The following is a 23,677-nucleotide window of genomic DNA, read 5'->3' on the forward strand; positions in this document are numbered from 1 at the left end:
CAAAGGTTTTGGCGTTCTAGTTACCGGTGACCGGCTCGCCGTTGATCGAGGCGCTGATCAGCTCGTTGGTATCGCCCTCGGAGACCGACTTGAGGAACTGACCACTGCCGACGGCCATCCAGGTCGTCGCGGTCGACGTGGAGGTCTGACCGTCGAAGGTCGCCGTCGCGTCTTCCGTGAACTTGCAGGCGTTGAAAGTGCCGGCCGGTACGGTGACGCTCTCCTGTCCCACGTAGGTGGTCTTCACGGTGAACTGCGTCTCCGTGGGCGGAATCTGGAAGCCGCCGACCGACCCGTTCTCCTGCGTGGTCGTGTAGCTCTGCGTGTAGCTCTGGCCCGGCAACAGGTCGAAGCGCTCCTCGGCCGGCGGCTCGTTCGAGATCGTCGTGGTGATCGTGAAGCCCTGCGCCTCGGCCTCGGTGACGACGCCGAAGATCTTCAGCGTGGTGCCGTCGAGACGCGTGTAGCTGTACGTCGTCGAGTCCGAGTTCACTTCCGGGTTGCTCTGCGAACGCGCCTGCACCGTGGACTCGGTCTCGTTGGCGTTGTTGCCCTTGAACGTGGTCGAGCGCATCACGACGGAGTCCGAGGTCGTGGTCAGGTCGGCACCGCTCTGTCCGTCGGTCGAGCGGATCACCTGCTCGACGCGCGTCCCGATTTGGTCGAGCGTCGGGTTCAGGCAGGCCGTGGCCTTGCTGCCTGCGCCGGGCGTGGGGGTCGGCGTGGCCGTCGGCACCGGCGTCGGGCTGGGGGTTGCCGTCGGTGCGGGCGTGGGAGTCGGTGCGACCGTCGGAGTCGGAAGGGGAGTCGGTGTGGCCGTCGGCGCTGGCGTCGGTGTCGGTACGGCCGTCGGACCCGGTGTCGCGGTGGGCGTCGGGGTCGGTGCTGCCGTCGGCGTGGCCGTCGGCACCGGAGTGGGTGTCGGCGCGGCTGACGGGGTGGGCGTTGCCGTCGGGGCCGCCGTCGGCGTCGGTGCGGCACCGCCCTGCGCGAGCTTGACCAGCAGCTGCACCGCATTGGAATTGAGACCCTGCGCGTTGCGTCCGCTGAAGCGGATCGCGAAGGTGCCCGGCTCGATGAAGGGGGGAATCGCGATCGAGACGGTGTAGCTCACGCCGGCCTTGCCGTTGACGGCGCGCTTGGACCCGCCGGACACCGGAATCTGGTAGTACTGGCTGGCATCGCCGATCTTGGCGAAGATGCTGCTCAGGTCGACGCCCGTCGCCGTCGTGAACACGAGTTCGACATCCAGCGTCGAACCGGCACGGGCCTCGATCTCGTCGTCGTCGAGCGCGACGGTCGGCTCGCCCGGCTGGTTGCTGCCCTGGGGCAGCTCACCGACCGCCTTGGTCGCGACGCTGTCACCGACCTTGAGCTCCAGCGCCTGCGTCATCGTGTTGGCGTCGGCCGGCGAGATCGTGCCGTCGTCGTCACTGCACGCGGCGGCCAGAAGCGAGAGCGCCATCACGGCGCCGATACGCCCCCACGAGCGCGAAAAGCGAAGTTGCATACCCATGTTCGGTTATCCCTGGTGTCGGGCCCGGCCGCTTGCTCCGGGCAACGCCGCCGTCGTGCGTTGCACGACGGTCAGCTCCCCGCACGGACTTTCGGGGTCCGTGCACGGGCGACACTCTAGAAAGGGCGTGCGATCCGCCGCGCCCCCTTTCTAGGGGGTGAAGCTGCGTAGCGAGCCCCGCTCGCTACGCAGCTGAACGCCCGGCTATGGAGGGCCAGGCCGGGTGACCAAACGATGACGTCGTCGCGCCATGGATGGCCAGAGGGCCCCGAACAGCTCGTGGCATTCCAGCGGGCGTAGCGCTCGCACTCAGTCCAAGGCGTCGTCGATCTCGATCAACCGGCGCAAGGCCGCGACGCGCTCGCTCGCGACATCGGGCCCGTAAGGCCGCCGCGGATGACGCCCCCATACCGGTCCCGGCCACGCGTCGTCGCCGTGAAAGCGCACGATGTGATGCACGTGCAGCTGCGCGACCACATTGCCGAGCGCGGCGACATTGAGCTTGTGTCCGGCGAAATGCGTCATCAGGCGCTCGCCTAGCTGCACCGATTCATCGAGCAGTTGCTGCCGCTGCACCGGTGTCAGCTGATAAAGCTCGGTGATGCCGGCGACCCTTGGCACGAGGATCACCCACGGATAGCGGGCATCGTTCATCAGCAGTACGCGGCACAGCGGACCGTCACCGACGTGCAGGGTGTCGGCCGCCAGCCGCGGGTCGAGTTCGAAAACGGTGGCCATCCCTTAGACTGCTCCGGACAACTTTCGGGGGAAGCATCGCATGAGTCGATCCGCGTTGGTCGCCGGCCCGACCGGTCTGATCGGTGCGCAGCTGCTGCAGCGCCTGCTGCACGATCCCGCCTATCGCGAGGTCCGCGCGCTGACACGACGGCCGTTGGGGCTTCAGCACGAACGCCTGCGCGAGCTGCAGACGGACTACGCGCGGCTCGACGAGCTGGGCGACGCGCTCGCCGTCGATGACGTGTTCTGCTGCCTCGGCACGACGCGGGCCATCGCCGGCTCGCGCGCCGCCTTCGAGGACGTGGACTACCGCATGGTGGTCGACCTGGCGCGCTGCGCTCGCGCAGCCGGGGCCCACCAGTTCCTCGTGGTGTCCGCCGTCGGCGCATCGCGTCATGCGCTGGCGTTCTACTCGCGCGTCAAGGGCCGCATGGAAGCCGCGGTCGGCGGGATGGGATACACCGCGGTGCACATCCTGCGCCCCTCGCTGCTGCTCGGTTCGCGCGAACAGTCGCGGCCCGCCGAAGACGCAGCGCAGCGGCTGGCACCGAAGCTCGCACCGCTGCTGCGCGGGCCGCTGGCGCGCTACCGTGCGATCAGTGCTGCCGACGTGGCCGAGGCGATGCAACGCCTAGCCCTGCGCGGCACGCCCGGCGTGCACGTCCACCACCTGCCGCTGGCCGACTAGCCCTGGGCGTCCCGCTCGAGCGTCGCGCGATGCTCGTGAAGGCGCTGCAGCACATCCGCCGGTGGATCGGGATATTGCAGTGACAGGCCGTCGATCGCGCGCACGATGATGTCGGCCACTGCATGACGCATGTACGACTTGCTGTCCGCGGGAATCGCGTACCACGGCGCCCAGGGCTTCGACGTCGCGCTGAGCGCGTCGGCATACGCGGTCATGTAGTCGTCCCAGCGCGCGCGCGTGTCGAGATCGCCGGCGTCGAACTTCCAGTTCTTCTCCGGCTCGTCGAGTCGTGCCAGCAGGCGTTCGCGCTGCTCGCCGCGCGAGACGTTGAGCCAGAACTTGAGGATCAGGGTGCCGTTACGGGCCAGGTGCCGCTCGATGTCGTTGATCGATTCGAAACGCTCGCGCCACAGCGTGGCGTCATCCGCCGGACGTCGCGGCAGGCGCTGCGCATCCAGATATCCGGGGTGTACCCGAACGGCCAGCACTTCCTCGTACCAGCTGCGGTTGAAGACGCCGATCCGCCCGCGCTCGGGTAGCACCCGCAGATGGCGCCAGAGAAAGTCGTGGTCCAGTTCCAGCGCGGACGGGCTCTTGAACGACTGCACCTGACAGCCGGCCGGGTCGACGCCGGTGAGCACCGCACGGATGGTGCCGTCCTTGCCCGCCGCGTCCATCGCCTGGAAGATCAGCAGCACGGCGTGGCGGTTGTCGGCGTACAGCACCCGCTGCAGGTCGCTCAACCGCTCGACGCTCTTGGCCAGCAGCTCGCGACATGCGCTCTTGTCGGGCGCACCGGGCGGCGGTCGCGTCGACGCGCCGCCCGGGTCGAAGCGACCGTCGAAGGGCACGAGGTGCGGGCTGTCGGGTACGCGATCCTCGTCGTCGGCCATGGCGGCTCCTATTGCGGTCCGGGGACGACGTAGAACAGTACCGCGAAGAAATGCAGGATGCTGCCGGCGAGCACGAACAGGTGCCAGATGGCGTGGTGGTAGCGCAGCTTCTCCCAGACATAGAAGGCAACGCCGCCGCTGTAGACCAGCCCGCCGGCGAGCATCAGGATCAGGCCGCCGGTCTCGAGCTTCTGCAGCAAGGGTTTGACCGCCGCGATCGCACACCAGCCCATGCCGAGGTAGATCGCGAGTGATAATTTCTCGAACTTTCCTGTGGCGAGGATCTTGAACCCGACGCCCGCGATCGCCAGCCCCCAGGTCACGCCGAACAGGCTCCAGCCCCAGGGGCCATGCAGCGTCACCAGCGTGAACGGCGTGTAGGTGCCGGCGATGAGAAAGTAGATCAGCGAGTGGTCGATCACCCGCAGCACGCGCTTGGTCCGCGGCAGCGGGATGCTGTGATACAGCGTCGACGCCGTGTACATCAGCACCAGCGTCGCACCGAAGATGCTGACCGCGGTGATGTGCCAGGCATCGCCGTAGAGGCTGGCACGCGCGACCAGCACGGTGAGGCCGACGATCGACAGGACGACACCCAGTCCGTGCGTGCTGGCGTGGGCGATCTCCTCGCCGAGCGAGTAGAGCTTGTCCGGAACGTGGACGCCCAGAACCTCGTGGGGATGACCCAGCCCCTGCCGCGACTGCTCGCTAATCCAGCTTCTCCACCTTGAGCGTGGCGCCATCGGTCTCGACGACGCGCACGCGGGTACCTGCGGGCGCGTCAAGCCCGATGATGCGCCATTGCGAATCATCGACGCGCAACTTGCCGACGCCGTTGACCATCGGCTCATTGAGCGTGAAGGTGCGCCCGACGTAGGAGTGCCCGCGCCGGTTGAGCGAGGGCTGCTCGCTCTCGAACGACATCGGCTTGAGCTTGCGCCAGACCAGCACGGCGGCGACCGACAGCGCGCCCCAGAGGATGAACTCGGCTTCCCAGCCCAGGCCCGGCACGATCCACGCCAGCGCGCCGACCACCACCGCGGCCGCGCCGACCCACAGGAAAATGAACCCGGTCGGCAGGAACATCTCGAGCACGAGCAGGCCGAAGCCGAGGGCCAGCCAGTGCCAGAACTCGATCGTCACGACGACGACCCGGGCACGCCGGCCTTCTTCGCCAGCTCGGCGATGCCGCCGATCGCGCCGATGACGCTGCCGGCTTCGAGCGGCATCAATACCAGCTTCTCGTTCGGGCTGGTGGCGATGCGCGCGAGGGCCTCGACGTACTTGGTCGCGACGAAGTAGTTGATCGCCTGCACGTCACCCTTGGCGATGGCCTGGCTGACCATCATCGTCGCCTTGGCTTCGGCCTCCGCCTCGCGTTCGCGCGCCTCGGCGTCGCGGAAGGCGGCTTCCTTGCGGCCCTCGGCCTCGAGAATCTGCTCCTGCTTCTGCGCCTCGGCGCCGAGAATCTGTGCCTGGCGTTCACCCTCCGCCTTGAGAATCGCGGCGGCGCGGAAGCCCTCGGCCTCGAGCACGTTCGCGCGCTTCTCGCGCTCGGCCTTCATCTGCCGCGCCATCGCTGTCACCAGGTCGGTCGGCGGACGGATGTCCTTGACCTCGACACGCGTCACCTTGATGCCCCAGGGCGTGGTGGCGTCGTCGATCACGCCGAGCAGGCGCGTGTTGATGTGATCGCGCTGGCTCAGCAGCTCGTCGAGATCCATCGATCCCATCACCGTGCGCAAGTTGGTCTGCGCCAGCTGCATGATCGCGTATTCGAGGTTGTGCACCTCGTAGGCCGCCTTGGGCGCGTCGAGCACCTGGAAGAACACTACGCCGTCGACGCCGACCATGGCGTTGTCCTTGGTGATCACTTCCTGTGATGGCACGTCGAGCACCTGTTCCATCATGCTCATCTTGCGGCCGATGCGATCGACGTACGGCACCAGCCAGTGGAAGCCCGGCGAGAACGTCGCCCGGTACTTGCCGAAGCGCTCGATGGTGTACTCCATGCCCTGCGGCACGGTGACCACCCCCTTCCATGCGGTGACCAGCAGGAATATGCCGATCACGAATGCAACCATCGTCCCCATGACACTCCCTCCGTTGGATGCCTGTGCGAGGCCGGCTCGATTCTAGCCGGGAGGCGCGCCACGGATCATGACACAGACGTGGCGTGCTCCCGCGCGATCTGCCGGATCCGTTCGACCATCGCGTAGAAGCCGTTGCGACGATTCATCGAGATGTGGCTTTCCAGCCCCAGGCGCTCGAACACGCCGTTGACGTCGGCGTCGAGAATCTCCTGCGGTGTCCTGCCGGAGAGCAGCTGGAGCAGCAGCGCGATCAGCCCCTTGACGATATGGGCGTCGGAATCGCCGAGAAACGTCAGGCGCGGTGGCGATCCGGGCTCGACCCTGTGCGTGAGCCAGACCTGCGACATGCAGCCGCGCACCTTGTTGGCCTCCGAGTGCTCGGCTTCCGGAAGCGGCTCCAGCTTGCGCCCCAGGTCGATCAGGTAGCGGTAACGCTCTTCCCAGTCGCCCAGGAATTCGAAGGTTTCGATCAGCTCTTGCGTTTCCATGCCGGTCATTCTAAGTCGTCGCCCTATAATCCAGACCCCTCGACCAAACCCTCGCGCCGCCCATGTCGAATGTCCCGTTGAAGTCGCCCGCCCTCGCGGCCCTCGCACGCGAGGACCACCGGTGAGCGTCGCGCGTCCTTCCGGCCGCGCATCCGACCAGCTGCGTGCGGTCAGCATCGAACGCGGCTACACCCGACATGCGCCGGGCTCGGTCCTCGTGAGCTTCGGCGACACGCGCGTGCTGTGCACCGCCAGCATCGAAGAGCGTGGCCCGGCCTGGAAGAAGGACGGTGGCTGGGTCACGGCCGAGTACGGCATGTTGCCGGGCGCCACGCACACGCGTGGCCGGCGCGAAGCAGCGCAGGGCAAGCAGTCCGGCCGCACACAGGAAATCCAGCGACTGATCGGCCGTTCGCTGCGGGCCTGCGTCGATCTCAGCGCGCTGGGTACGGCGACGATCACCGTGGACTGTGACGTGCTGCAGGCCGACGGCGGCACCCGGACGGCCAGCATCACCGGCGCCTACGTCGCCCTGGTCGATGCCGTGGCCTCGCTGCGCAAGCGCGGCGTGCTCAAGCGCGACCCGCTCTTCGGCCAGGTGGCGGCCGTGTCGGTCGGCATCTATCGCGGCGAGCCGGTGCTCGACCTCGACTATGCCGAGGACTCGGACTGCGAGTGCGACATGAACGTGGTCATGAACGAGGCCGGGCAGTTCATCGAGGTGCAGGGCACGGCCGAAGGTCACGCCTTCCGTCGCGAGGAGCTCGACGCGCTGCTCGATCTCGCCAGCGGCGGCATCCGCGAGCTGATCGAGGCACAGCGGAGCGCGCTGGCGGGCTGAACCGATGCGCACGCGCACCGTCGTGCTTGCGAGCCACAACGCGAAGAAGCTCGCCGAGATGCAGGCGCTGCTGGCGCCGCTGGAGTGGCAGGTGCGCCTGGTCTCGGAGTTCAGCCGCGAGGCCCCCGAGGAAACCGGGGCGACGTTTGTCGAGAATGCGCTGATCAAGGCGCGACACGCGGCGGCGGTGTCCGGACTGCCCGCGATTGCCGACGATTCCGGGCTCGAGGTCGTCGTCCTCGGCGGCGCGCCCGGCGTCCATTCCGCGCGATACGGCGGCGCGCACGGCGATGACGACGCCAACAACCGCAAGCTGCTGCAGGCCCTCGAAGGGCGTTCCGAACACGAACGCGGCGCGCGCTTCGTCTGCGCGATGGCCTGCCTGCGCCATGCGGGCGACCCGGTGCCGGTGATCGCGCTCGGACTGTGGTCGGGTCGCATCCTCGAAGCACCGTGCGGCAACCACGGCTTCGGCTACGACCCGCTGTTCTGGGTGCCGGATCAGGGCTGCAGCTCGGCCGAACTCGACCCCTCGGTCAAGAACCGGATCTCGCACCGGGCACGCGCCACGCAATCCCTGCTGGCGCAGCTGCGCGAGACGGAGCTGTGAATCGCGACGCTCCGGACGCCACCCGCGAGGCCGCGGGCGAACCGCTGCCTCCGCGCCAGGACGCCGATCACAGCGGCCCGGGGGGGGCGGCGGTTCCGCTGAGCCTCTATGTGCACTTTCCGTGGTGCGTGCAGAAATGTCCGTACTGCGATTTCAATTCCCACCCGCTGCGCGGCGCGCTGCCGGAAGACGCCTATGTGGACGCGCTGCTGCGTGATCTCGATTTCGAGCTGGCCGAGGGGGAGCGCCGGCCGCTGATCTCGATCTTCATGGGGGGCGGCACGCCCAGCCTGTTCTCCGACCGCAGCATCGGACGTCTGCTGGAGCAGGTAAGTCGCCGGCTGTCCTTTTCGAAGGGCATCGAGATCACGCTCGAAGCCAATCCGGGCACCGCCGAGGCCGGTCACTTCCGGGGCTATCGCGCCGCGGGGGTGAACCGGCTGTCGATGGGCATCCAGAGCCTCGACGACGCTCAGCTCAAGCGGCTGGGACGCATCCACGACGCCGCCGAAGCCGTGCAGGCGTACGCCAGCGCGCGCGACGCCGGCTTCGACAACATCAACCTCGACCTGATGTACGCGCTGCCGCAGCAGGAGCTCGCCGGCGCGCTCGCCGACCTCGACGGCCTGATCGCCCTGCAGCCGGAGCACCTGTCCTGGTATCAGCTCACGCTGGAGCCGAACACCGCCTTCGGCGCGAATCCGCCGCCAGTGCCGGATGACGATACGGGCTGGGCGATGCAGGAGGCCGGGCAGCAGCGGTTGGCCGCGGCCGGCTATGCGCAGTACGAAATCTCTGCCTACGCCCGCGGTGGCCGCCAGGCGCGACACAACCGCAACTACTGGGAGTTCGGCGACTACCTGGGTATCGGCGCCGGTGCGCACGGCAAGTCCACGGCTGCCGCACCGTTCGCCATCCGTCGCCGCGCGCGTCACAAGCACCCCCGGCACTACCAGCAGCACGCCGGCGGCGCGGCGGCCCTGCAGACGCAGCAATCCGTGCCGGCAGCCGAACGGCCGTTCGAGTTCATGATGAACGCACTGCGCCTCAACGAGGGATTCGCCCCGGCGCTGTACACCACGCGGACCGGCCTGGTGTGGGATCCGCTGACCCCGGCCGTGCAAGCCGCGCAGCGGCGCGGGATGCTGGAGGCGGATGGACAGACGGTGCGCCCCACCGCGCTGGGCCGCCGCTACCTGAACGGCCTGCTGCAGCTGTTCCTGGAACCCTGAACCGGACGTTCGAGAACGCCATCGATGCTCGAAGAAGCCGTCGTCACCTGCCCGGCCTGCTGGCAGGACATCGTGCTCGAACTTTACCTGTCCGGCGGCTCGGCCCGTTACGCCGAGGACTGCCCGGTGTGCTGCCGTCCGATGACCGTGAGCCTGCATGTCGACAATGAGGGCGGCTTCGAGGTCTCGGTGGAGCCGGAGTCCGGTTGAGAAGCCGGTGCTTGCGGAGATGCGTCCGCTCTACTAGAATTCGCGCCCTTTCGCGTTTTGCGACCCGGACTTGATGGTGTTCCGATGAAAGAAGGTATCCACCCGACGTACACGGAAACGACCGTGACCTGCAGCTGCGGCAACTCGTTCACGACGCGTTCGACCAGCGGCGCCCCGACCATGCAGATCGAAGTCTGCGCGGCCTGCCACCCGTTCTATACGGGCAAGCAGAAGGTCATGGACGTCGGCGGCCGCGTCGACAAGTTCAAGAAGCGTTACGGCAAGGCGGCCTGAGCCTCCTGCCAGCGACGAAAAAGCCGCGCATGCGCGGCTTTTTTGTTGCGCCGCTCTCGCGCGGCACGATCGTTGCGGAGGGCAGTGCTGGAAGCACGCGCCCGAATATCGCTATCCTTGCGGCCGGATTACGCCGTTCCCCAGCCGCCCGAGTCTCGCCGCGCGCACTGATCGCGACGGCGCAGGCCTGTGGGAGCGGTCGGCGCACCGCCCGGAGCGTCGACAGGAACATCGAAGTTCGCGCATTTTCTTCTTCAGACAAGGGGTTTTCGAGATGAGCACGCCCAGCTTCAGCCTGGTCAACAACGCCACCGGCGAAAAAACCGATCTGCCTGCAGTCGGCGGCACCCTTGGCCCGGTCGGGCTCGACGTCGGCAAGGTCTATGGCCAGATGGACGTGTTCACCTACGACCCGGGCTTCTCGTCGACCTGCTCGACCAAGAGCGCGATCACCTACATCGACGGTGACGCCGGCGTGCTCCTGTACCGCGGCTACCCGGTGGCCCAGCTCGCCGAGCAGTGCAGCTTCATCGAGGTCGCCTACCTGATCCTGAACGGCGAACTGCCGGACAAGAACCAGCTGGAAGACTTCGACCAGACGATCCGCCGCCACACGATGATCAACGAGTCGCTGAAGGGCTTCTTCGGCGGCTTCCGTTACGACGCGCATCCGATGGCGATGCTGACCGGCGTCGTCGGCTCGCTGTCGGCCTTCTACCACGACACCACCAACAACAAGGATCCGGAGCACCGCAAGATCTTCGCGCACCGAATGATCGCGAAGATTCCGACGATCGCCGCGGCCGCCTACAAGCGCTACGTCGGCCTGCCGTTCATGTATCCGCAGAACCATCTCGACTACTGCTCGAACCTGCTGCACATGATGTTCGCGGTGCCGGCCGAGCCCTACGAGGTGAACCCGATCGCCGCGCGCGCACTCGACGTGCTGTTCATCCTGCACGCCGACCACGAGCAGAACGCCTCGACCTCGACGGTGCGCATGGCCGGTTCCACCGGCACCAATCCGTATGCGGCGATCGCGGCCGGCATCGCCGCGCTGTGGGGGCCGGCGCATGGCGGTGCCAACGAGGCCGTGCTGAAGATGCTCGACGAGATCGGCGACGTGAAAAAGGTCCCGGACTTCATGAGCAAGGTCAAGGACAAGAACTCGGGCGTGCGTCTGATGGGCTTCGGCCACCGCGTCTACAAGAACTTCGATCCGCGCGCGACGATCATCCGCGACGAGTGCCACAAGGTGCTCAAGGCCTTGAACATCAACGATCCCAAGCTCGAGCTGGCGATGAAGCTCGAGGAGATCGCGCTGTCCGACGACTATTTCAAGGAGCGCAAGCTCTACCCGAACGTCGACTTCTACTCGGGCATCATCTACAAGGCGCTTGGCATCCCGGTGAACATGTTCACGCCGATGTTCGCCATCGCGCGCACCGTCGGCTGGGCCGCGCACTGGATCGAGATGATCGCCGACCCGACGATGCGCATCGCGCGGCCGCGCCAGGTCTACACCGGCGCCGCGGAACGCAACGTGCCGGCACTCGACAAGCGCTGATCTGCCGCTGGATGCACCAGACGCCCGGCACCTGCCGGGCGTTTTTCATGGCGCTCCCGCTGCGAGCCGTTCGGCCTCGGCGTAGTCGAGACGGCGGAAAGGCCGCCCGTCGAGGGGATTGACCGGGGCCCGGCGCAATCCGTCCTCGGGAAACACCGCGATGTCGACGCCGCAGTCGTCGAGATCGAGTCGCAGCAACGCCACGCGCTGTTCCCGCCCGTCGGACAGGCGATACAGTCGTTCGGCCGGCTCGAAATCCACACCCCTGTCGAGCAGCGCGATGTCGACCGCCTCGGCCGCGTCGCTGAAGACGTGCAGCTGCACGCGATGCGCCGAGGTCACCGCACCGCTGACGACGGCCCCGACCAGCCGCGGCGAGAACGCATCCAGCAATCGCATCGCCGCCAGTGCCGCCCGACGTAGCCGGTGCAGCTGCTGCACGTAGTCGTCACCGCCGAACAGGCGTTGATAGTCGATCACGGCCGCGTGGATCGCCGCGTTGTCCGGCAGCGGCGCGTTGGGTGGCAACCCGAGCCGCTGCGCAGCCTTGCGCTTGGCCTGGCGATAGTCCGTGAGCAGGTCAACGCAAACGATGCGCGCCGCTTCCTCGATGACCCCTGAGCGCTCCCGATGATTCATCTGCGTCCGGCAGATAAACGGGGTCGCTCTGCTTGTTTCAAAAGGCGGCGCCATGGATGGCGCCGGCTTGTACAGGACGTACACATGCTCAGAACAGTTCCTGCAGCCCGTTGCGCTCGTCACGGTGCTGTTGCGGATTCTCCATCGCCGGCGGAATCGCGTTCTGCGGAACGGTTTCGAAGATCGCATCCGGATCGCCGGCCGCGGCCAGGAAACCGGTCTCACGATCGATGCGCACGTTGACGAGCCCGGGAGGGCGCGGCGCGCGTTCCTGCGGCACGCCGTCCAGCGCCACCCGCATGTAGTCCATCCAGGCCGGCAACGCGGCGCGACCGCCGACCTCGCCGCGCCCGAGCGGCGTCGGCTGGTCGAATCCGACCCAGACCACGGCGACGTGGTGGCGCTGGAAGCCGTTGAACCAGGCGTCGGTCTCGTCGTTGGTCGTGCCGGTCTTTCCGGCCAGATCGTTGCGCTGGAGCTGCGCCACCTTGGCCGCGGTGCCACGGACGGTCACATCGTGCAGCATATCGCCGACCAGCCAGGCCACCGCGGGATCGACGGCCTGCTCCGCCGGCAGCCACTCGGCCTCGGCTTCGTCGGCAACGGCGGTCGGCAGCGGCGTCGGCTGCGTTTCGTCCGCCACCGGCGGTGGCAGCAGGCATTCGGGACAGGCGCGGCGCGGCTGCGCCCGCTCGACGATCTCGCCGGCGCTGTCGCGCACTTCGACGATCACGTACGGATCGACGACGAAGCCGCCGTTGGCGATCGTCGCATAGCCCCTGGCCATCTCCAGCGGCGTGAACACCGCGCTGCCGAGCGCCATGGTCAGATCGCGCGGCAGGCGATCCGCCGGCAGGCCGAAGCGCGGGATGAAGTCGAGCGCCGTGTCGATGCCGATTCCCATCAGCAGCCGGATCGAGACGAGGTTGCGCGACTGCACCAGCGCTTCGCGCAGGCGCATCGGCCCCTTGATGTCGCCCCCGTAGTTCTCGGGGCGCCAGGTGGATTCGAGTCGCGGATCGTCGAAGACCACTGGCGCATCGAGCAGTACCGATGCCGGCGTGTAGCCATGGGCCATCGCCGTGGCGTACAGAAACGGCTTGAAGCCGGATCCGGCCTGGCGTCGGGCCTGGGTCACCCGGTTGAACTTGCCGGCGAAGAAGTCGAAGCCACCGACCAGGGCCTCGATGGCCCCATCGTCGGGGTTCAGTGCCACTAGCGCCCCCTGCGCCTCCGGAATCTGCGCCAGACGCGGTGCATCGCCGCTCGAGTCGATACGCACGACGTCACCCGGCGCCAGCCCCGCGGCATCGAGCTTCGCCCAGGCAAAGCTCTCGTCACCGAGCGTCAGCGGCCCCGAAGCGGTCAGCAACGCCAGCTCGTTTCCATCGAACGCCTGGACCACAGCTGCCTGCAGCCCGCCGACCGGCGCATAGCGGCCCAGGGCCGCGGTGAACTCGGGGGACTGCGGCTGCGCCAGCAGCTCGGCCGGGATGCGCGCCTCGGTGCCGCGCCAGCCGTGGCGCCGGTCGTACTCGAGCAGCGCCTGGCGCAAGGCGGCATTCGCGGCCGTCTGCCGGCTCGCGTCGACGGTCGTGGTGACGTTCAGCCCCCGGCTATAGGCCTCCTCGCCGAAACGCGCGACCATCTCGGCCCGGACCATCTCGGCAACGTAGTCGGCCTCGACCTCGACCTGTGGGCGGTAGGGCTGCACGACGAGCGGCTCGGCGACGGCCTCCTCGTACTCGGCCCTGGAGATATAGCCGAGTTCACGCATGCGACGCAGCACATAGTCGCGTCGCTCGGTGGCCCGCACCGGGTTGGCCACCGGGTTGTCGCGCGAGGGCGCCTTGGGCAGGCCTGCGATCACCGCGGTCTCGCCGAGCGACAGGCTGCCGACGTCCCGCCCGAAGTAGACCAGGGCGGCCGCGCCGACGCCGTAAGCACGTTCGCCAAGGAAGATCTTGTTGAGGTACAGCGCCATGATCTGCGGCTTGTCGAGCTCGCGCTCGATTCTCAAAGCCAGCAGGATCTCCTTGAATTTACGGGTGAAGGTGCGCTCGCTGCTGAGAAAGACGTTGCGCGCCAGCTGCATCGTGATGGTGCTGCCGCCCTGCGACTTCTCGCCAGTCGCCGCGTACTTGAGGGCTGCACGCAGCAGCCCCTGCCAGTCGACGCCGGGATGCTCGAAGAAGCGGTCGTCCTCGGCGGCGAGGAACGCCTGCACAACCCGTGGCGGCAGATCCTCGAAACGCAGCAGCGCCCTGCGCTCGCTGCCGAATTCGCCCATCAGCTTGCCGTCGCGGCTGTAGATGCGCAGCGGCACCGAGAGCTGCAGCTCCCGAAGGCTGGCGACCGACGGCAGGTCGCGCCCGTAATAGTGGGCGGCGCCGAACAGGGCGGCCACAGCTAAAGCCGCGAGCAGCAGCGCGGCCGCGAGCAGCCACAGCAGCACGCGCAGCGCGGGCTTGTCGAGGGTCATCGCAGAACGTTTGGGACGGTGAAAAGCTTCAGAAATGTTTGCAGCTTGATCAGGTATTTGCCGCAGGAACTTCTAGTTGCGCAGTAGCAATATTGCGCTATAGTACGGCGCGATGCGGGAAGAGTCTTTCTTTCCCGTGGGGGATTGTCAACGAAGCGGCACGGGGCGCCATGGCCAGCCTGCAAACGTTGTTCGGCAAGGGAAGCAAGGGACTGATCGGACTGGATATCAGCTCCAGTGCCGTGAAGCTCCTCGAGCTTTCACGCAAAGGTACGCGCTACCACGTGGAAGCGTACGCGGTCGAACCGTTGCCGCCTGGCGCGGTCGCCGACAAGCAGATCGCCGACCCCAAGCCGGTCGGCGAGACGATCGCGCGCGCGATCAGCCGTGCCGGAACGCGCACGCGCGAAGCGGCCGTCGCCGTCGCCGGTGCATCGGTGATTACCAAGATCGTCGAAATGCCGAGCATGCTCTCCGGAGACGATATGGAAGAGCAGATCAAGGCCGAAGCCGATCAGTACATCCCCTATCCCATCGACGAGGTCAGCCTCGATTTCGAGGTGCTGGGTGCGAGCGCGAAGAACACCGACGCCGTGGACGTCGTGCTGGCCGCGTGCCGCAAGGAGCAGGTCGAGCGACTGTGCGCTGCCGTCGACATCGCCGGGCTGAAGACGCGCGTCGTCGACGTCGAGGCGTACGCGCTGGAGAACGCCTGCCAGTTCCTCGCGCACCAGATGCCGGACGGCGGCCGCGGCCGCACCGTCGCCGTGGTCGACATGGGCGCAACGACGACTTCGGTGCTGATCCTGCACGACCTGAAGACGATCTACACGCGCGACCAGGCCTTCGGCGGCCGCCAGCTGACCGAAGACATCATGCGCACCTACGGGATGTCGCAGGAGGAAGCGCTCAAGGCCAAGCGCAGCGGCAATCTGCCGGAGGGATACGAAACCGAGATCCTCGCGCACTTCGTCTCCGACATGGCGCAGCAGATCGACCGCTCGCTGCAATTCTTCTTCTCCGCAGTCACGCAGTACAGCGCGATCGACCAGATCGTGCTCGCAGGCGGTTGCGCGCACATCGCGGGTGTCGACGCCAATGTTCAGGAGCGTCTGCAGATTCCGACGGTCGTCGCGCGGCCGTTCGCGCAGATGAGCGTCGCCTCCCGCGCCAAGCCTGCCAACCTCGCCCAGGAAGAGGCCTCGTTGCTGATTGCGGCCGGTCTGGCCTACCGCGCATTCGACGAGGAGAAGGCATGACAGGTTCGTCCCTCACGAATTTGCACGGCGCCGTGCCTGTCCTCGCCATCCGGGACGGCAGGTCCGGGAGCGTCCGATGACGACGCATATCAACCTGCTGGACTGGCGCAAGGCACGCCGCGAGAAACGCAAGCAGGACTTCATCGCAAGCATCGGCCTGGGTGTCGCCGTTGCGGGCGGTCTGGTCGCAGCCGGCTGGATGCTGGTCAGCGGCCAGCTGAGCTACCAGGAGTCGCGGAACGCCTACCTGCGCGCGGAAATCAAGGAGATGGACAAGCAGCTCACCGAAATCCAGGAACTGGAGCGCGTCCGTTCGAACCTCATCGCACGCATGCGCGTCATCGAGGAGCTGGAGGCTAGCCGCACGGCATCGGTGCATTTCTTCGACGAGATCGTCAATACGCTGCCCGAGGGCGTCAATCTCACCAGCCTCAGGCAACAAGGGGCGAACGTGACGCTCGACGGTATCGCCGAGTCGAACGGGCGCATCTCGACCTACATGAAGAACCTCGATGCCTCACCCTGGTTCTCGGATCCGCGCCTGGTGGTCATCAAGACCGACGAGAAGGATCAACGCAGGCAAGCGCAGTTCACCTTGCAGGTCAAGCGCCTGACACAGCCGAAATCGGCTGACAACGCCCCGGCAGATGCGGAGGGCGAAGAGGTGGTCGGATGAACGCCCAGGAAATCATCCAGCAGCTGCAGACGCTCGACGCCCAGAATCCGGGCGCTTGGCCGCGCTGGGTGCGCATCGCGGCAGTGATCCTCACCGGGGTGGTCCTGTTCGTTGCGGGCATCTGGTTCGTGATCAGACCCGTGTACGAACAGGTACAGACGGCCAAGACGCAGGAACAGACGTTGTTTCAGGAGCTCGATACCAAGCAGAAGAAAGTCGCAGCCATCGACGCCTACCGCGAGCAGCTCAAGGAGATGGAGCGCCAGTTCGGCGACATGCTCAAGCAGCTCCCGAGTCGCGCCGAGGTGGCGAACCTGCTCAACGACATCTCGCAGAAGCGCGTGGAAGCGAGCCTCGAGGAGGAGCTGTTCCAGCCCACCGGCGAAGTTCCAAAGGAGTTCTATGCCGCGATCCCCAACAAGATCGTGGTCGTCGGCGACTATCACGAAATGGGCAACTTCGTCAGCGCGGTCGCTGCGTTGCCGCGTATCGTCACGATCGAGGACGTCGAGATCAAAGGTGCTGCTGGCAACTCGCGCAATGCGCCCGTCGTCGGGCCGACGACGCTGCGCATGACCGCGACCGCCCAGACCTATCGCTATCTCGATGACGAGGAGATTGAGGCAGCGAAACCGAAGAAACCGGCCGGGAGACGGCGATGAGGCGCGCGCTCCTGACAGTGACCAGCGCGGCGCTGCTGTTGAGCGCCTGCAGCGACGACATGTCCGATCTGCGTCGTGATGTCGCTGCGATCAAGGCACGAACCTCAAGCAAGATTCCGCCAATCCCGCAGCCCAAGCAGTTCGAGCCGTTCACCTACGTTCCGGGCGATCGCCGCGACCCGTTCGTGGAGGTAATCGTTCCCAATCGTGCAGCCAATACTGCCGGACCTCGACCGGACCTGAACCGGAACCGGGAACCGCTCGAGGAGTTTCCGCTCGACGCGCTGCGCATGATGGGGACCATCAGCACCCCCAGAGGGGTGTTCGCGCTGATCAAGGCGCCGGACAACGTGATTCACCGCGTGACCTTGAAGAATTACATGGGGCAGAACTACGGCCAGATCGTCTCGATCACGCCGACCGAAGTCAGCCTGCAGGAACTGGTCGAAGACGGGTTCGGCGGCTGGACGCAGCGCACGGCCAGTGTGGCGCTGACCGAGTAAGGGAAACGCGAGAGGCTCCAGGGAGTTTTCAAATGACCACCATCACCGCCACGATCCGGCACTTTCTGCTCTGGGCCTTCCTGCTGGCCGTGCCGGCCGCTGCCGCGCAGGACTTGGCGCTGGAAGATATCGCGTTCGTGGAGATCGACAGCGGCCGCGTGCTGATGACCCTGACGCTGTCTGGCCCGGCGCCGCAACCGTCGGTGTTCACCGTCGACCAGCCGGCGCGTCTGTCGCTCGATCTTCCGGGCACGCGCACCGCGGTCGCACAGCGCTATCAGCGTATCAACATGGGCAACGTGCGTGCCGTCGCCAGCGCCGAGTCGCGCGGCCGTACGCGCGTCGTCGTCGAACTCGGCAGCAGCGCTCCCTACGATGTCGACGTCGATGGAAACCGGATTCTGGTGCGCCTTGACGGCCTTGCAGCGGCCCGTGCCGCGCAGAGCGCGCCCACCATGCGCGACCGCCGGGCCACCCTGGAAGGCGTCGACTTCCGTCGCGGACAGAAGGGCGAGGGGCGGGTGGTCGTGCGCCTGAACGACCCGAAGACCGTGGTGGACGTGAAGCCCGAAGGTGGCAAGATCATTGCGCGATTCAGGAATACCCGCCTCGCCGAAGGGATGGGCAAACGGCTGGACGTGCTCGACTTCGCGACGCCCGTTCGCTACGTCGACATCCGTACCGACGGCTCCGACAGCGTTGTGGCGCTGACGCCGGTAACCGGCCAGGAATACGAGCAGGCGGCGTACCAGTCGGGAGACCTGTTCACGCTCGAACTGCAGCCGCTGACGCCTGCAGAGCGGGAGGAGTTGCAGCGGCAGAGACCGCAGTTCACTGGCGAGCGCATCAGCCTGTCGTTCCAGAACGTGGAGGTCCGCTCGCTGCTGCAGATCATCGCCGACGTCGCCGGGACCAATATGGTGATCAGCGATTCGGTCGAAGGTGAGATGGCGATGCGGCTGGAGAACGTCCCGTGGGACCAGGCGCTCGACATCATTTTGCGCACCAAGGGTCTGGGCATGCGCCAGCAGGGCAATGTCATGCTGGTCGCGCCGGTCGAGGAGATCGCGCAGCGCGAACGCGTGGAGCTGGAGGCGGCCAAGCAGCAGACCGAGCTGGCGCCGTTGCGCTCCGAGCTGATCCAGGTCAACTACGCGAAGGCCACGGACATGCGCGCGCTGCTGTCGAGCGGCGACACCTCGCTCCTCAGCGAGCGGGGTCGCGTCACCGTCGACGAGCGCACCAACACGCTGCTCGTCCTCGAAACGCGCGAGAAGATTGACGAGATTCGCGAGCTGCTCGGTCAGCTCGACGTTCCCGTTCGACAGGTGTTGATCGAGTCGCGCATCGTGATCGCGAACGATGACTTTGCGCGCGAGCTGGGTACCCGCTTCGGCGTCAGCACCATCAGCCGCTCCGGCAGCACGACCATCGGCCAGTCTGGCGGCGCACCTGTCGCCGGAGGTACCACCGGCGGCGGCACCACTGGCGGTACTGGGGGTGGCGCGAGCGGCTCCGGTAACAGCGGCTCGCGGACGATCATTGGCGGCGGCATTCCGTCGGCGAACGACAACTACATCGTCAACCTGCCGGTCGCGAACGCGGCCGGCGCCATCGGCTGGACGATCTTGGGCAGCAACTTTCTGATTGATCTGGAGCTCAGCGCCCTGCAACAGGAGGGCCGCGGCGAGATCATTTCGACGCCTCGGGTCGTCACTGCCAATGGCAAGCAGGCGGTCATCGAGCAGGGTCGGGAAATCCCTTATCAGTCGTCAAGCGGCAACGCCGGCACACAGACGCAGTTCAAGAAGGCGGTTCTCTCTCTTTCGGTGAGTCCGCAGATCACCCCGGATAACCGCGTGATCATGGACCTGTCAGTGACCAACGACTCGCAGGGTGAGGACGTCAACACCGGCGTGGGCTCCGCACCGGCCATCGACACCCGGCGACTCGACACGCAGGTACTGATCGCCAGCGGCGAGACTGTCGTGCTCGGCGGCGTGTTCCAGGAGGAGACGCGACGTTCGTCTGCGAAGGTGCCGTTTCTTGGCGACATCCCTCTGCTGGGCACCTTGTTCCGCAACAACAGCCGCTCGGACAACAAGCGCGAATTGCTGATCTTCGTGACGCCGCGGGTACTGCAGGAAGGTCTGGTCGTGCAGTGAAGTCGTCGCGGTACTGCCACCGCGTGCCTATACTGCGCGCGGTAGCGGTCCGTACAACATCGGTTTCGCGATGGCTCAGGGTCCCAATATCTTTCTCGTCGGCCCGATGGGCGCCGGCAAGACGACTGTGGGCAGACGCCTCGCGCAGATCCGCGGCGTGCGTTTCGTCGACTCCGATCACGAGATCGAGCGCCGTACGGGCGTCGACATTCCCTACATCTTCGAGCGTGAAGGCGAGGCGGGTTTCCGCCGCCGCGAGGCGCAGGCCATTGCCGAGCTCAGCGGCGAGGGGCCGCTCGTATTGGCGACCGGCGGCGGCGCCGTCCTCGATCCCGAGAACCGGCGCGTGCTCGCGGCGCGCGGAACGGTGATCTACCTGCATGCCAGCGTCGAGCAGCAGCTCGCGCGCACGCAGCGGTCCGAGGCACGCCCGCTGCTGGCGCAGGCTGCCGACCGCCGCGAAGTGCTCGAGCGGCTGTTCCGCCAGCGCGACCCCTTGTACCGGGAGATCGCCGATCTGGTCGTCAGCACCGATGCGCGCAGTGCCAAGTGCGTGGTGCGCGACATAGCGGACTTCGTCGACGGTCGTCCGTCGGGCTGACGCTCGAAACCCCGGCCGCTGGCGCATACACTGCGCGTCCGCCGATCTCACGTCCCGCCATGCCGAGCTTGCACGTCGACCTGGGCCACCGCAGCTACCCGATCCACATCGGCGCCGGCCTGCTGTCCGACGGCAGCCTGTGGCAGGCCCTGCGCGGGCGCAGCCTGCGGCTGATCACCGACGAGCACGTTGCCGCCCTGCACCTCGACGCGGTGCGCTCGGCGCTGGCGCTCGACGACGATGCCGTTCGCGTCCTGCCACCGGGCGAGGCACAGAAGAGTTGGGAGGTCGCCGGCAGCGTACAGGACTGGCTGCTGCAGACGCGGCTCGCACGCGACGGCTGCCTGATCGCCCTCGGCGGCGGCGTCATCGGCGATCTCGCAGGCTTCTCGGCGGCGATCTACCAGCGCGGAGTCGATTTCGTGCAGGTGCCGACGACGCTGCTTTCGCAGGTGGACTCGAGCGTCGGCGGCAAGACCGGCGTCAACCATCCGCTCGGCAAGAACATGATCGGCGCCTTCCATCAACCGATCATGGTCGTGGCCGACACCGGGACGCTCAGGACCCTGCCGCGGCGCGAGCTGCTCGCCGGTCTTGCCGAGGTGATCAAGTACGGGATGCTCGGCGATGCCAGCTTCCTGGACTGGATCACGCACCATCTCGACGACCTGCTGACGCTCGATCCGGTCGCAACCGCCGAAGCGATCCGGCGCAGCTGCGAGATGAAGGCGGTCATCGTCGCTCGCGACGAGCGTGAGTCGCTGGCCGACGGCAAAGGCGGGCGGGCGCTGCTCAACCTCGGCCACACGTTTGCCCACGCCATCGAGACCCATGCCGGCTACGGCGACTGGCTGCATGGCGAAGCCGTCGCGACCGGCCTGTGCATGGCAGCCGACCTGTCGGCGCGTCTCGGCTGGATCGACGCGGACGACGCACGGCGCTGCGTGGACCTGATCGCGCGCAGCGGCCTGCCGACGAAACCGCCCGGTGACATGACCCCGCAGGACTTTCTGCACAACATGGCCCTGGACAAGAAGGTCGCTGCCGGCCGGCTGCGCCTGGTGCTGTTGCGCGCGATCGGCGATGCCGTGGTGACGGCCGACTTCGATCCGTCTCGGCTCGCCGAGACGCTGGAACACTTCTGCGGCGCGCCGGCAGCGCAATGACGCTCGCCCCGTACGCCGCCGACGATCGCCGCTCGCGCGGCCGTCACCACCCGGAGCCGGGGCCGGGACATCGCAGCGAGTATCAGCGAGACCGGGACCGGATCATCCACTCCGCGGCCTTCCGGCGGCTGGAATACAAGACCCAGGTCTTCGTCAATCACGAAGGCGACCTGTTCCGGACGCGGCTGACACACTCGATCGAAGTCGCCCAGATCGCCAGAACCATGGCGCGCACCCTCGGACTGAACGAGGATCTGTGTGAGGCCGTTTCGCTGGCCCATGACCTCGGCCATACGCCGTTCGGCCACGCCGGCCAGGATGCGCTCAACGCCCGCATGAAGCCCTACGGTGGTTTCGAGCACAACGCGCAGTCGCTGCGTGTGGTCGACGAGCTGGAGGACAAGTACGCGAGCTTCCGCGGCCTCAACCTGATGTTCGACACCCGGGAGGGCATCCTCAAGCACTGCTCGGCGGCGCGCGCACGCACGCTCGGCGACGTCGGCGAGCGCTTCCTGAACCGCACGCAGCCCAGCCTCGAAGCGCAGCTCGCAAACCGTGCCGACGAGATCGCGTACAACAATCACGACATCGACGACGGTCTGCGCGCGCGCCTGCTGACGATCGAGCAGTTGCGCGAGGTGCCCCTGTTCCGGCGCCATCACGACGAGGTGCTGGCCCGCTACGGCGACATCAGTGCCAAGCAGCAGCGCCACGAGACCACGCGCCGCATCATCAACACGCTTGTCGTCGATCTCACCGACAGCTCGCGGCGCGCATTGCAGGCCGCCGGCGTGGCATCGATCGAGGACGTGCGCGCGCGTGCCGAACCGCTGATCCGGTTCAGCGACGAGATCCAGCACGAGAACGAGGCGCTCAAGCGCTTTCTGCGCGAGCACCTGTACCACCACCATCAGGTTTACCGGATCATGGTCAAGGCACAGCGTGTCGTGCGCGAACTGTTCGCGGCGCTGCTCGCCGATCCGCGCCTGATGCCGCCGGATTTCTTCGACGCGGCCCGTCAGCTCGAGAGCCGCGACGGTGAAACCGGGCGCGCACGCGTGGTCGCCGACTACGTCGCCGGCATGACCGACCGCTTCGCGCTCGACGAGTACGAACGGCTGTTCGACCCACGGCGCCTGCGCTGACCCTCCCGGCGACCGGACCGCTCGGCGAAGCGTTGCGCAGGTACACTCGCCGGCCAGATGGACCTGCCGCCGCCACTCCCGACCGCCGCGCAACGGCCGCTTTCGCCGCCGGTCCGCTGGCTGCTGATCGCCGCCGGCTGGCTGTCGCTGGTGCTGGGACTGATCGGCATCCTGCTTCCCGTGCTGCCGACGACACCGTTCGTGCTCCTCGCCGCCGCTTGCTTTGCGCGCAGCTCCGCTCGCTTCCACACGATGCTGCTGCGCCACCGGGCCTTCGGCCCGCTGCTGACCGAATGGGAGCAGCATCGCAGCATTCCGCGACGCACCAAGCTGTGGGCGATCGTTCTCATGAGCCTGACCCTGGGCAGCTCGATCGTGTTCTTCGTCCAGCCCATCGGGCTCAAGTGGGCGCTCGCCGCGATGGGTGTCGCCGTTGCTGCCTGGCTCTGGCGCATCCCCTCGCGCAACTGAGGTCTACGGCCGGAACCAATCCTCCAGTGCCAGCCCTTCGGCGCCGGCATAGGTGCCGGGGCTGCGCGTCACGAGGCGCAGTTCGTGCACTGCCGCCGTGGCCGCGAGCTGGCCTTCGACCGCCGTCCAGGCCCGGTACTGGCGCTCGCGACGGGGGGCCGTGCGCGCCAGCCAGCGCGCCGCCTCCAGGTCGAACGGCAAGACCGGCGGCCCGCTGCGCAGCAGCTCCTGGACAAAGGCCTCGAGCTGGCTGCGTCGCGGCCCGTCCGGCAGCGACTCGATGCCGCGCAGCAGGGCGTAGACCACCGAGGCCGCGGTCGCGCAGTCGTGCTGGTGCCGCCGGAATCGGGTCAGCACGAGGCGATTGCCGCTCGGCCGGGTGAGTTCGGCCAGGACGGCCAGGTCGAGCAGATAGCGCGGCCGTGGCACGGCTCACTCCGCGAGCGACCAGCGCGCCAGCTCGTCCGGGCTGATCCCGTCGAAACCGGTACCGGCGCGTGCACGCCAGTTCGCCAGCCAGGCGCTGAAATCGGCGCCGCCAGCGGCGCTGCGCAGACGCTCGTAGTCGCCCTCGGCGATCAGCACCGCGACCCCGCGACCGCGACGGCTGATCGCGACCGGCGCGCCCTGCTCGACTTCGCGCAGCAGCTCGGTGAGCCGGTTCCGGGCCTCGGCAACAGAGACGGTCTTCATCGGCATCGATTGCAGATGGCCATGTAGATGGCCATCTTATGGCAC

27 protein-coding genes are annotated in these 23,677 nt (G+C 67.2%); 16 read left to right on the forward strand and 11 right to left on the reverse strand.

Features of this window, described 5'->3' with window-relative positions:
- Window positions 1-16: 16 nt before the first annotated feature.
- Window positions 17-1,516: a hypothetical protein gene (locus C8D93_RS21005; RefSeq protein WP_211307402.1), complete on the reverse strand. Its 1,500-nt coding sequence runs from the start codon at window positions 1,514-1,516 to the stop codon at window positions 17-19.
- Window positions 1,517-1,825: 309 nt separating this feature from the next.
- Entirely contained in the window at window positions 1,826-2,254 is a 429-nt protein-coding gene (locus C8D93_RS16815) for an HIT domain-containing protein (RefSeq protein WP_110266397.1), read from the reverse strand.
- 40 nt (window positions 2,255-2,294) lie between these two features.
- On the opposite strand from C8D93_RS16815, the gene C8D93_RS16820 reads away from it, so the two are divergent.
- Window positions 2,295-2,942 carry an NAD-dependent epimerase/dehydratase family protein gene (locus C8D93_RS16820; protein WP_110266398.1) on the forward strand — a complete coding sequence of 216 codons (648 nt, stop codon included), beginning with the start codon at window positions 2,295-2,297 and terminating at the stop codon, window positions 2,940-2,942.
- Here C8D93_RS16820 and C8D93_RS16825 read toward each other — a convergent pair.
- From C8D93_RS16825 to C8D93_RS16845, 5 genes are all read right to left on the reverse strand, one after another.
- Complete coding sequence (locus C8D93_RS16825) at window positions 2,939-3,835, reverse strand: PPK2 family polyphosphate kinase (RefSeq protein ID WP_110266399.1); 897 nt, start codon at window positions 3,833-3,835, stop codon at window positions 2,939-2,941. The two genes, C8D93_RS16820 and C8D93_RS16825, sit on opposite strands and share 4 nt — an antisense overlap.
- Window positions 3,836-3,843: 8 nt before the next feature.
- On the reverse strand, window positions 3,844-4,578 hold the full coding sequence (gene trhA / locus C8D93_RS16830) for a PAQR family membrane homeostasis protein TrhA (protein WP_110266400.1): 735 nt from the start codon (window positions 4,576-4,578) through the stop codon (window positions 3,844-3,846).
- Entirely contained in the window at window positions 4,544-4,978 is a 435-nt protein-coding gene (locus tag C8D93_RS16835; protein ID WP_245903951.1) for an NfeD family protein, read from the reverse strand. Before C8D93_RS16835 ends, trhA begins: the two co-directional genes overlap by 35 nt.
- Window positions 4,975-5,928, reverse strand: a complete 954-nt coding sequence (locus C8D93_RS16840; RefSeq protein WP_110266401.1) for an SPFH domain-containing protein — start codon at window positions 5,926-5,928, stop codon at window positions 4,975-4,977. Before C8D93_RS16840 ends, C8D93_RS16835 begins: the two co-directional genes overlap by 4 nt.
- 65 nt (window positions 5,929-5,993) lie before the next feature.
- On the reverse strand, window positions 5,994-6,416 hold the full coding sequence (locus C8D93_RS16845) for a SufE family protein (protein WP_110266538.1): 423 nt from the start codon (window positions 6,414-6,416) through the stop codon (window positions 5,994-5,996).
- 121 nt (window positions 6,417-6,537) lie between these two features.
- On the opposite strand from C8D93_RS16845, the gene rph reads away from it, so the two are divergent.
- From rph to C8D93_RS16875, 6 genes are all read left to right on the forward strand, one after another.
- Complete coding sequence (gene rph / locus C8D93_RS16850; protein ID WP_110266402.1) at window positions 6,538-7,257, forward strand: ribonuclease PH; 720 nt, start codon at window positions 6,538-6,540, stop codon at window positions 7,255-7,257.
- A gap of 4 nt (window positions 7,258-7,261) precedes the next feature.
- Complete coding sequence (rdgB, locus tag C8D93_RS16855; protein WP_110266403.1) at window positions 7,262-7,867, forward strand: RdgB/HAM1 family non-canonical purine NTP pyrophosphatase; 606 nt, start codon at window positions 7,262-7,264, stop codon at window positions 7,865-7,867.
- Window positions 7,868-7,911: 44 nt separating this feature from the next.
- Window positions 7,912-9,099, forward strand: a complete 1,188-nt coding sequence (gene hemW / locus C8D93_RS16860) for a radical SAM family heme chaperone HemW (RefSeq protein WP_110266539.1) — start codon at window positions 7,912-7,914, stop codon at window positions 9,097-9,099.
- 24 nt (window positions 9,100-9,123) lie between these two features.
- Window positions 9,124-9,309 (forward strand): CPXCG motif-containing cysteine-rich protein, encoded by a 186-nt coding sequence (locus tag C8D93_RS16865; RefSeq protein WP_110266404.1) that lies wholly within the window; start codon window positions 9,124-9,126, stop codon window positions 9,307-9,309.
- Between the two features lie 84 nt (window positions 9,310-9,393).
- Window positions 9,394-9,603 (forward strand): 50S ribosomal protein L31, encoded by a 210-nt coding sequence (rpmE, locus tag C8D93_RS16870; protein WP_110266405.1) that lies wholly within the window; start codon window positions 9,394-9,396, stop codon window positions 9,601-9,603.
- A 274-nt stretch (window positions 9,604-9,877) separates the two neighbouring features.
- The gene (locus C8D93_RS16875) at window positions 9,878-11,170 is read left to right on the forward strand and encodes a citrate synthase (protein ID WP_110266406.1); all 1,293 of its coding nucleotides are present in this window, start codon (window positions 9,878-9,880) and stop codon (window positions 11,168-11,170) included.
- A 45-nt stretch (window positions 11,171-11,215) separates the two neighbouring features.
- Here C8D93_RS16875 and C8D93_RS16880 read toward each other — a convergent pair whose 3' ends face one another.
- Both C8D93_RS16880 and C8D93_RS16885 read right to left on the reverse strand, forming a co-directional pair.
- Window positions 11,216-11,893 carry a hypothetical protein gene (locus tag C8D93_RS16880; protein WP_245903954.1) on the reverse strand — a complete coding sequence of 226 codons (678 nt, stop codon included), beginning with the start codon at window positions 11,891-11,893 and terminating at the stop codon, window positions 11,216-11,218.
- A 4-nt stretch (window positions 11,894-11,897) separates the two neighbouring features.
- Window positions 11,898-14,291, reverse strand: coding sequence for a penicillin-binding protein 1A (locus tag C8D93_RS16885; RefSeq protein WP_170124079.1), 2,394 nt, complete (start codon window positions 14,289-14,291; stop codon window positions 11,898-11,900).
- A 179-nt stretch (window positions 14,292-14,470) separates the two neighbouring features.
- Here C8D93_RS16885 and C8D93_RS16890 point away from each other — a divergent pair, with 179 nt between their 5' ends.
- From C8D93_RS16890 to C8D93_RS16930, 9 genes are all read left to right on the forward strand, one after another.
- Window positions 14,471-15,550, forward strand: a complete 1,080-nt coding sequence (locus C8D93_RS16890; RefSeq protein WP_170124089.1) for a pilus assembly protein PilM — start codon at window positions 14,471-14,473, stop codon at window positions 15,548-15,550.
- A gap of 76 nt (window positions 15,551-15,626) precedes the next feature.
- Window positions 15,627-16,226 carry a PilN domain-containing protein gene (locus C8D93_RS16895; protein ID WP_110266409.1) on the forward strand — a complete coding sequence of 200 codons (600 nt, stop codon included), beginning with the start codon at window positions 15,627-15,629 and terminating at the stop codon, window positions 16,224-16,226.
- Window positions 16,223-16,888 (forward strand): type IV pilus inner membrane component PilO, encoded by a 666-nt coding sequence (locus C8D93_RS16900; protein WP_110266410.1) that lies wholly within the window; start codon window positions 16,223-16,225, stop codon window positions 16,886-16,888. The genes C8D93_RS16895 and C8D93_RS16900 overlap by 4 nt, the downstream gene beginning before the upstream one ends.
- On the forward strand, window positions 16,885-17,391 hold the full coding sequence (locus C8D93_RS16905; RefSeq protein WP_110266411.1) for a pilus assembly protein PilP: 507 nt from the start codon (window positions 16,885-16,887) through the stop codon (window positions 17,389-17,391). The genes C8D93_RS16900 and C8D93_RS16905 overlap by 4 nt, the downstream gene beginning before the upstream one ends.
- Window positions 17,392-17,423: 32 nt before the next feature.
- Complete coding sequence (locus C8D93_RS16910; RefSeq protein ID WP_110266412.1) at window positions 17,424-19,556, forward strand: type IV pilus secretin PilQ; 2,133 nt, start codon at window positions 17,424-17,426, stop codon at window positions 19,554-19,556.
- A 70-nt stretch (window positions 19,557-19,626) separates the two neighbouring features.
- On the forward strand, window positions 19,627-20,157 hold the full coding sequence (aroK, locus tag C8D93_RS16915; protein WP_110266413.1) for a shikimate kinase AroK: 531 nt from the start codon (window positions 19,627-19,629) through the stop codon (window positions 20,155-20,157).
- Window positions 20,158-20,216: 59 nt separating this feature from the next.
- Complete coding sequence (aroB, locus tag C8D93_RS16920) at window positions 20,217-21,323, forward strand: 3-dehydroquinate synthase (RefSeq protein ID WP_110266414.1); 1,107 nt, start codon at window positions 20,217-20,219, stop codon at window positions 21,321-21,323.
- A complete protein-coding gene (locus C8D93_RS16925; RefSeq protein WP_110266415.1) occupies window positions 21,320-22,468 on the forward strand; it encodes a deoxyguanosinetriphosphate triphosphohydrolase in 1,149 nt (382 codons plus the stop codon). Before aroB ends, C8D93_RS16925 begins: the two co-directional genes overlap by 4 nt.
- Before the next feature lie 57 nt (window positions 22,469-22,525).
- Window positions 22,526-22,939, forward strand: coding sequence for a YbaN family protein (locus C8D93_RS16930; RefSeq protein ID WP_110266416.1), 414 nt, complete (start codon window positions 22,526-22,528; stop codon window positions 22,937-22,939).
- Window positions 22,940-22,942: 3 nt separating this feature from the next.
- On the opposite strand, the gene C8D93_RS16935 is transcribed toward C8D93_RS16930, so the two are convergent.
- Window positions 22,943-23,368, reverse strand: coding sequence for a PIN domain-containing protein (locus C8D93_RS16935; protein WP_110266417.1), 426 nt, complete (start codon window positions 23,366-23,368; stop codon window positions 22,943-22,945).
- A gap of 3 nt (window positions 23,369-23,371) precedes the next feature.
- The gene (locus C8D93_RS16940; RefSeq protein WP_110266541.1) at window positions 23,372-23,632 is read right to left on the reverse strand and encodes a type II toxin-antitoxin system Phd/YefM family antitoxin; all 261 of its coding nucleotides are present in this window, start codon (window positions 23,630-23,632) and stop codon (window positions 23,372-23,374) included.
- Window positions 23,633-23,677 lie beyond the last annotated feature (45 nt).

Source organism: Sinimarinibacterium flocculans (assembly GCF_003201205.1).
Taxonomy (GTDB): Bacteria; Pseudomonadota; Gammaproteobacteria; order Nevskiales; family Nevskiaceae; genus Solimonas; species Solimonas flocculans.

Bases quoted from the DNA above. Each gene is read 5' to 3' on its own strand.
- aroK (WP_110266413.1), top strand. From the start codon at position 19,627: ATGGCTCAGGGTCCCAATATCTTTCTCGTCGGCCCGATGGGCGCCGGC.
- C8D93_RS16925 (WP_110266415.1), top strand. From the start codon at position 21,320: ATGACGCTCGCCCCGTACGCCGCCGACGATCGCCGCTCGCGCGGCCGT.
- rdgB (WP_110266403.1), top strand. From the start codon at position 7,262: ATGCGCACGCGCACCGTCGTGCTTGCGAGCCACAACGCGAAGAAGCTC.
- C8D93_RS16930 (WP_110266416.1), top strand. From the start codon at position 22,526: ATGGACCTGCCGCCGCCACTCCCGACCGCCGCGCAACGGCCGCTTTCG.
- C8D93_RS16940 (WP_110266541.1), bottom strand. From the start codon at position 23,632: ATGAAGACCGTCTCTGTTGCCGAGGCCCGGAACCGGCTCACCGAGCTG.
- C8D93_RS16885 (WP_170124079.1), bottom strand. From the start codon at position 14,291: ATGACCCTCGACAAGCCCGCGCTGCGCGTGCTGCTGTGGCTGCTCGCG.
- C8D93_RS16910 (WP_110266412.1), top strand. From the start codon at position 17,424: ATGACCACCATCACCGCCACGATCCGGCACTTTCTGCTCTGGGCCTTC.
- rpmE (WP_110266405.1), top strand. From the start codon at position 9,394: ATGAAAGAAGGTATCCACCCGACGTACACGGAAACGACCGTGACCTGC.
- C8D93_RS16840 (WP_110266401.1), bottom strand. From the start codon at position 5,928: ATGGGGACGATGGTTGCATTCGTGATCGGCATATTCCTGCTGGTCACC.
- C8D93_RS16865 (WP_110266404.1), top strand. From the start codon at position 9,124: ATGCTCGAAGAAGCCGTCGTCACCTGCCCGGCCTGCTGGCAGGACATC.
- C8D93_RS16820 (WP_110266398.1), top strand. From the start codon at position 2,295: ATGAGTCGATCCGCGTTGGTCGCCGGCCCGACCGGTCTGATCGGTGCG.
- C8D93_RS16825 (WP_110266399.1), bottom strand. From the start codon at position 3,835: ATGGCCGACGACGAGGATCGCGTACCCGACAGCCCGCACCTCGTGCCC.
- C8D93_RS16845 (WP_110266538.1), bottom strand. From the start codon at position 6,416: ATGGAAACGCAAGAGCTGATCGAAACCTTCGAATTCCTGGGCGACTGG.
- C8D93_RS16875 (WP_110266406.1), top strand. From the start codon at position 9,878: ATGAGCACGCCCAGCTTCAGCCTGGTCAACAACGCCACCGGCGAAAAA.
- C8D93_RS16905 (WP_110266411.1), top strand. From the start codon at position 16,885: ATGAGGCGCGCGCTCCTGACAGTGACCAGCGCGGCGCTGCTGTTGAGC.
- C8D93_RS16895 (WP_110266409.1), top strand. From the start codon at position 15,627: ATGACGACGCATATCAACCTGCTGGACTGGCGCAAGGCACGCCGCGAG.
- C8D93_RS16815 (WP_110266397.1), bottom strand. From the start codon at position 2,254: ATGGCCACCGTTTTCGAACTCGACCCGCGGCTGGCGGCCGACACCCTG.
- C8D93_RS21005 (WP_211307402.1), bottom strand. From the start codon at position 1,516: ATGGGTATGCAACTTCGCTTTTCGCGCTCGTGGGGGCGTATCGGCGCC.
- aroB (WP_110266414.1), top strand. From the start codon at position 20,217: ATGCCGAGCTTGCACGTCGACCTGGGCCACCGCAGCTACCCGATCCAC.
- C8D93_RS16900 (WP_110266410.1), top strand. From the start codon at position 16,223: ATGAACGCCCAGGAAATCATCCAGCAGCTGCAGACGCTCGACGCCCAG.
- trhA (WP_110266400.1), bottom strand. From the start codon at position 4,578: ATGGCGCCACGCTCAAGGTGGAGAAGCTGGATTAGCGAGCAGTCGCGG.